At 58.7% G+C, this 4,608-nt stretch carries 5 protein-coding genes; all 5 read right to left on the bottom strand.

Annotated elements, in window-relative coordinates; all coding sequences use genetic code 11:
• Positions 1-580 (bottom strand): serine hydrolase (locus AC1DRJ_RS19650; protein WP_477803615.1); only part of this gene is annotated, 580 nt, incomplete at its 3' end.
• Positions 581-586: 6 nt separating this feature from the next.
• Positions 587-1,543, bottom strand: coding sequence for an ABC transporter ATP-binding protein (locus AC1DRJ_RS19645; RefSeq protein WP_477803614.1), 957 nt, complete (start codon positions 1,541-1,543; stop codon positions 587-589).
• A gap of 24 nt (positions 1,544-1,567) precedes the next feature.
• Entirely contained in the window at positions 1,568-2,599 is a 1,032-nt protein-coding gene (locus AC1DRJ_RS19640; protein WP_477803613.1) for an ABC transporter ATP-binding protein, read from the bottom strand.
• On the bottom strand, positions 2,599-3,483 hold the full coding sequence (locus tag AC1DRJ_RS19635) for an ABC transporter permease (RefSeq protein ID WP_477803612.1): 885 nt from the start codon (positions 3,481-3,483) through the stop codon (positions 2,599-2,601). The genes AC1DRJ_RS19640 and AC1DRJ_RS19635 overlap by 1 nt, the downstream gene beginning before the upstream one ends.
• Positions 3,480-4,496, bottom strand: coding sequence for an ABC transporter permease (locus tag AC1DRJ_RS19630; RefSeq protein WP_477803611.1), 1,017 nt, complete (start codon positions 4,494-4,496; stop codon positions 3,480-3,482). Before AC1DRJ_RS19630 ends, AC1DRJ_RS19635 begins: the two co-directional genes overlap by 4 nt.
• Positions 4,497-4,608 lie beyond the last annotated feature (112 nt).

Genomic DNA, 4,608 nt, shown 5'->3' with positions numbered 1-4,608 from the left:
ATTCAGCATCCGGATCGGTGTAGTCCTCCCTAAATCTCACTCCCGTGCGCATATCCAGAAGATCCTTTACCCGGGCGTCGCCATAACCGCTTGCCGAAAGCTCGGGCACATAGTCGCTGACACGCGCTTGGGGATCGATTCTGCCCTGGCCGATCAATCTGCCGACCAGGCTACCGACGACGGTCTTGGATACCGATTGCAACAGATGCAACGTGTGCGGTTGCATACCGTTGAAATACTGCTCCGAAACCACCTTGCCTTGATGAAGCACCAAAAAACCATCGGTGTAGCTATCGGTCAAGAAGGTCGCCAGATCGGTTTGTCCGCCGTCGACCCGCTGGAAATGTACGTCGTCCAGTGAGCGTTCGTTGCGCTCGAGTTCGGTGACCGGTCCAGGACTGCGATGAATAGCGGCCACCGGAAACAACTGGCTCATGTGCTGGAACGACCAGCGGTTATAGGGCGGACTGTCCCAATTATGCAGGCCGACTTGCTTTTCCCGGGGCGGCGGATAGCCCTGCATCAAACTTAGGTCCTGATAACCAATGCCGGGAGCGGTCATGTCTTTTTTATTGTACATAGGGGTTCAGCTCTCATCGTTCAGAGGGTGGTGGCAAGAAAAGCGGTGGCCGTGATCCTGGGTCTCGGCTGGCACCTCTCGGCGACAACGCTCACTGGCCCGCGGACAACGGGGCGCGAAGTGGCACCCGGCAGGCCGGTTCAAGGGGCTGGGGATCTCGCCACTCAGGATTTGCAACTGGTCACGGCGCTCCGGGTCGATGGAGGGCACTGAATTGAGCAGCGCACGAGTGTAGGGATGACGCGGTCGGCCGAACACCTGTTCCACAGGCCCGGCCTCGACGATGCGCCCCAAGTACATCACCAGCACCTGCTGCGCCAGATACTCGACCGTCGCAAGGTCGTGGCTGATGAACAGGTAGCTCAGGCCATTGTCGGTCTGCAGCGTCTTGAGCAGTTGCAGCACCTGGGCCTGGACCGACACGTCGAGCGCCGCCGTAGGCTCATCGAGGATCACCAGTTTTGACTCCAGCGCCAGGGCCCGGGCGATAGCGATACGCTGCAACTGGCCACCGGAGAATTCATGGGGATAGCGCTCCATGTGCTCCTCGCCCATCCCTACATTTCCCAGCAGCGTGAGAATGCGCGCGTGCAAGGCGCTACCGCGCAAACCAAAGGCAACCTTCAGCGGCTCGGCAACAATCGCCTTGATCGTCATTTTCGGGTTCAGCGAGGCGTACGGGTTCTGGAACACCATACTCAAGTTCCTGCCCCGCGCCTTGGCATCAGTGGGCAGCGGCCGACCTTCGACCAGAATTTGCCCACTATCGGCTGGCAGCAGACCGAGCAAGGTCGCGGCCACCGTACTTTTGCCACAACCGGACTCCCCCACCAACGCGACCGTTTCACCGACCTGCACCTCCAGGCTGATGTGGTCAATGGCCGTCACCAGGCCATCGCGGCTGGCGTAGGTCTTGTGCAACTGATTGACGCTCAACAGTGCGGGCTGTTTGTTGTTATTCATAGCCGTTTACCTTTCAAAGAAGCCTCACACCTTGACCAATATGTTGTGGCAAGCTGCCCAGTGCTCCTTGCCGATGACAACCCTCGGCGCAGCGTGATTGCAGCGTCCGGTGGCGCGTTCACAACGAGGGTTGAAGGCACAGCCAGCCGGGGGAGCCGCCATGTTCGGCACCTGCCCCGGGATGAAGCCCAAGGCTTGGGGTCCCTGCCCCAACTTGGGCACGGTGCCCATCAACTTCAGGGTGTAGGGKTGTGCAGGTCGCTTGAACACCTCGCCCACCGGACCGCTCTCCACCACCTCGCCGGCATACATCACCGCCACCCGGTCACAGAGCGAAGCCACGACCCCCAGGTTGTGGGTGATAAACAGAATCGCCAGGTCCTGCTCCCGTGCCAACTTGCGCAGCAGAGCGATGATCTGCGCCTGCACGGTGACGTCCAGCGCCGTGGTCGGCTCATCSGCGATCAGCAGTTTCGGCCGACAGGCCAGCGCCATGGCAATCACCACTCGCTGCAACTGACCGCCAGACATCTGGTGCGGGTACTTGGCTAGCGCCAGAGGGGGGTCGGGCATGCTCACCGCTTCCAGCGAGCTCAGCGCCTCGGTGCGGATTTGTGCCTTACTCAGTTGCCGATGGCAGCCGATGACGTCGAACATCTGCCGCCCGATGGTGAAGAACGGGTTGAGCGCCTTCATAGGATTCTGGAAGATCATCGCCGCGCCACCGCCACGCAAAGCCGCCAGTTGCGATGCCGAGGCGCCGTTGACCTGCTGTCCGGCGACCCTGACACTGCCTCCCAGCCGAGCGGCCTCAGGCATCAATCCAAGGCAGGACATGGCCGTCATAGACTTGCCCGAGCCCGACTCCCCCACCAACCCGAGGATCTCGCCGCGCCTTACCTTAAGGTCGATGCCGCGTACGGCCTTTACGGTCTTGAACAAACCAGGGAAAGACACCGTCAGCCCTTCCACTTCCAGCACCAGGTCTTGAGGTGCGTCGTTATTCGAAGCAGCGAGACACTCGATAGCAGAATATTGCAAGGATTCGTCAATCATCAGCGCGTCCCCTTCTTTGGATCGAGCACATCGCGCAGCCCGTCACCCACCAGGTTGACGGCCAGCACCAGGACAAAAATCGCCACTCCGGGAAACAGCACCGTCCAGGGATTCTCGAGCAACTGCGAGCGCGACGCCGCGGCCATCAGCCCCCATTCGATCATGGGCGGCTTGGCCCCGAGCCCGATAAAACTCAGCGAGGCAGCGGCGAGAATGGTGTAACCAAAGTCCATGGAGCCCTGCACGATCACAGGCGTAGTGGCATTGGGCAGTACATGGCGAAGCAAGATACGGCAGTGACTGACGCCCATGGAACGAGCGGCATGGATATAGGTTTCTGACCGAACCCGCACTACCGCACCGCGCATGATTCTCGCGTACCAGGGAAACCAGGAGACAGCGAGCGCTAACATGGCGTTGGCCAATCCCGATCCCAGCGCAGCGGTGATAGCGATCGGCAACAACAGCGGTGGAAAGGCCAGGAACACATCTGAGAAACGCATCAGCAGCGTATCAACTCGACCACCGAAGTAACCGGAAACAAGCCCAATCGGAATCCCGATCAACATGGCAATCAGAGTCACGCTCACTCCGATGATCAGCGAGGTGCGTGCGCCATAAAGCACCCTTGAAAGAATGTCGCGACCAAACTCGTCGGTGCCCATCCAGTGTGCCCAGTTGGGTGCCAGCAATTTCTGGGAAAAGACAATCTTGTTCGGTTCATAAGGTGCAAGCCAGGGGGCGAAGACTGCCGCCAGGATGATCAGCAGCAATAACAGCGCGCCGAATACAAACAACTTGTTATCGCAGGCAAACGCCAGGGCCTTGATACGCCATGATGGGGCTCGCGAGGGCATGGACAGGGATACGTCTTGGATACTCATTGGACTCGCAACCTCGGATCAACAAGGTGATACAAGAGATCAACGATCAGGTTGATCGACAGATACGTCGTGGCCAGCACCAGGGTGGCTCCCATCACGGCGGGGAAATCATTCTGGGCAATCGAAAACACCACGAAGCCGCCCAGGCCGGGCCAATCGAAAATGAACTCAACCACTACCGCACCACCGAGCAGGTAACCGAAGGTCAGGCCCACCACTGTCAGGAGCGGAATCATTGTCGCCTTCAGGGCATAGGCGTAATGGATACGCCACTTGGGTACGCCGTAAGAAACGGCCGTACGGATGTACTCCTCGGATAGCACCTCCACCATCATGTTTCGGGTGATCCGGGTGACAGTGGCCAAGGTCACGATGACCAGGGTGAGCACGGGTAGCGTCAGGTGCTTGATGGCGCTCCACAGTGCTAGGAAATTACCGGCCAGCAGAGTGTCGATCAGGTAAAAGCCTGTCACACGCTCAAAGGGGCTATCGAGAAGAATGGAAGCATCGATACGTCCTTGTAGGGGCAGCCAGTTGAGCTTGCCGTAGAACAGCAGCTGCAAGCCCATGGCCAGGATGAAAACTGGAAACGCCGTCCCGGCGATGGACCCCGCTCGTGCCACATTGTCGACCACTGAGTTCTGCCGCGCCGCTGAGATGACACCGATCGGCACCCCCAGCACCACCACCCAGAACATCGCCAGGAATGTCAGTTCAAAWGTCGCGCCAACTCGCCTGACCACTTCCTCCACCACCGGCCGCCCGGTGCGCAGACTAGTGCCAAAATCACCTCGCAGAAGATCACCGATGTAATTGAAGTATTGGATCGGCAGAGGCTTATCCAACCCCAGTTTTTCCCGCGCGACGGCAATCTGCTCCACCGTAGGGTGGTTCCCCAGCATCGTCTCTACCGGGGAACCGGGAAGAGCTCGGCTCAGAACGAAGGTGATGCTCAACACTCCCAAAAGGATGAAGAACATTACTATCAATCGCTGAGCTATATACTTCGCCATTTGGAATACCCCTTGTGGCTAATAAACTTGACCCTGACTTCTTACGCCGAACATAAACCTCCCACAAAGCGGATTAACCCTTGAGAGAATAACCAGGTAAATTAACTAACTG

The sequence above is a fragment of the Pseudomonas sp. P5_B2 genome (assembly GCF_056400445.1).
The sequence above is the reverse complement of the archived record's forward strand: the minus strand, read 5'-3'. Positions and strand labels throughout refer to the sequence as shown.